Here is a 1,855-nt window from a genome sequence, read left to right as displayed (position 1 = left end):
CTGGGATAATTGAAATAGAGTATTTTGGCTTGTTCGGCTACGCTGTCGGGAATGTCGGCTAAGTCAATTACCCAGTCATTTTCTGGTTTGAGGATGATGTTGTGAACTTTTGCACCGGCGATAATTGGGCCGCGAAATAATACGGGATAAGCAGGACTTGGTACTAATATTAAGTCGCCGGGATTGATATAGGCGATCGCAAAATGTGCTAAACCTTCTTTAGAACCCAACAAAGGCAATGCTTCGCTTTCTGGATCGAGTTCAACGTTGTAGCGACGGCTGTACCATTTAGTAATAGTACGGCGGAAACTGGCTGTTCCTTCAAAGGGTGGATAGCCGTGATTTGCAGAATTTTGGATGGCTGCGACAGCCGCTTCTACTACTGGTTGAGGAGTGGCACCGTCGGGGTTTCCCATTCCTAAGTCTATTAAATCGAGTCCTTGTTCGCGGGCGCGGGCTTTGAGTTCGTCGAGACGGGCAAATACGTAGGGCGGTAGTTTTTGCAACCTGTCAGCAGGGCTAATCCAATCCAAGGTCATTTATTTTTTGTCAGTTGTCAGTTTTCCTGGTTTGTAGTAAGGACTTTCGTCCTTGCTAGCACAGCCTTTTCAGGACTTAAGTCCTTACTACAAACTGTTTTAATTCTTAATCTTTAATTCTCCCACAGGTGCGGTGGTAGAAACCATCGCTGCCATTAATTGTTGGGGAACAACTTTAAAAGGCAGTCGGTGGATGTCGGAATTAGGATTGCAGGCTATGTCGGCGGCGCGCTGCAATTCTGTAATGGTAATGTCTCCGAGTCCGAGGTTGTCTAAAGTTTGGGGTAATCCAATCTCGGCGTAGAATTTTAGCAGTTGCTGTCTGGCGCTAGCAGCGAGTTGATTGTTTTGCAGCATTTCTTCTAGTCGCAGTTGTACTAAAATGCCGTAGGCGACTTTTTCGCCGTGCAATGTGCCGTGACTTGCTAATAGATGAGTTAGGCCGTTGTGGACGGCGTGGGCGGCGACGGTGCGACATTGAGCACCACCAATTCCGCCGATTACTCCTGCTAGCAATACGGCGGCATCTGTGACTTCTTGCCAGGTTTCGCTACCGGGTTCTTTGAGGGCAGCGGCTGATTTTTGAAATAAAATATCGCGCAGTATTCTAGCTTGTTGAACGGCGGAAATTATCAGGGTTTGTTCGGAGTGTCCGCTGCTGACTGATGCTTCGTACCATTTGGCGATCGCATCTCCAATTCCTGCTACTAATGTCCGCTGTGGTGCGGTTTGAATTAAGCCGTAGTCGAGTATTAATAAGTCGGGACATCTGGCTAATGTGACATCGTATTGGAATGCACCTTGTTCTGAATAAATGTTAGAAAGGGCTGTCCAAGCCGCACAGGTGGCTGCTGATGTGGGTATTGTGACGATCGGGATTTTGCACTGATGGGCGACGAGTTTGGCTGCGTCTAAGGCTTTGCCGCCGCCTACACCGATGATGAAGTCGGCTTGATGGGTTTGGGCTGCTTCGCGGAGAGTTTCGAGGCTTCTTTCGCTGCAATCCTTGCCGTATGCTGTTTCGGCCGATTTTAACTGCTGCTGTTCGAGGATTGGTTGCAGGTACGGTTGGGCGGCGGCGAGGGAGTTGCTGCCGCCGACGATTAGCGGCCGCTTTCCGAAACGGGCGATCGCATCTCCGGCTTGTGCGATCGCCGATCGACCCCGCAATACACAGGCGGGAGCAATTGTCAAGGAATAAAGTGCTGGTGCGGTGGCGGTTTTTGTGCTTTGGGTTTGAGTCATCGAACCACTGGATAAGTGACGAGAAGGTTGACGCTTTGCAGGATTGCTGGATTTTATAGGATAACTCTAAC

2 protein-coding genes are annotated in these 1,855 nt (G+C 49.4%); both read right to left on the bottom strand.

From position 1 onward, the window contains the following. The coding region (locus tag QUA38_RS28680) for an aminotransferase class I/II-fold pyridoxal phosphate-dependent enzyme (protein ID WP_333167868.1) at positions 1-539 on the bottom strand (539 nt) is incomplete at its 3' end. Positions 540-638: 99 nt separating this feature from the next. Beyond that, entirely contained in the window at positions 639-1,784 is a 1,146-nt protein-coding gene (locus QUA38_RS28675) for an iron-containing alcohol dehydrogenase family protein (RefSeq protein ID WP_333167865.1), read from the bottom strand. Positions 1,785-1,855 lie beyond the last annotated feature (71 nt).

The sequence above is a fragment of the Microcoleus sp. Pol12B4 genome (assembly GCF_036701385.1).
Lineage (GTDB): Bacteria > Cyanobacteriota > Cyanobacteriia > Cyanobacteriales > Microcoleaceae > Microcoleus.
This window is presented reverse-complemented; position numbering and strand designations above follow the sequence as displayed.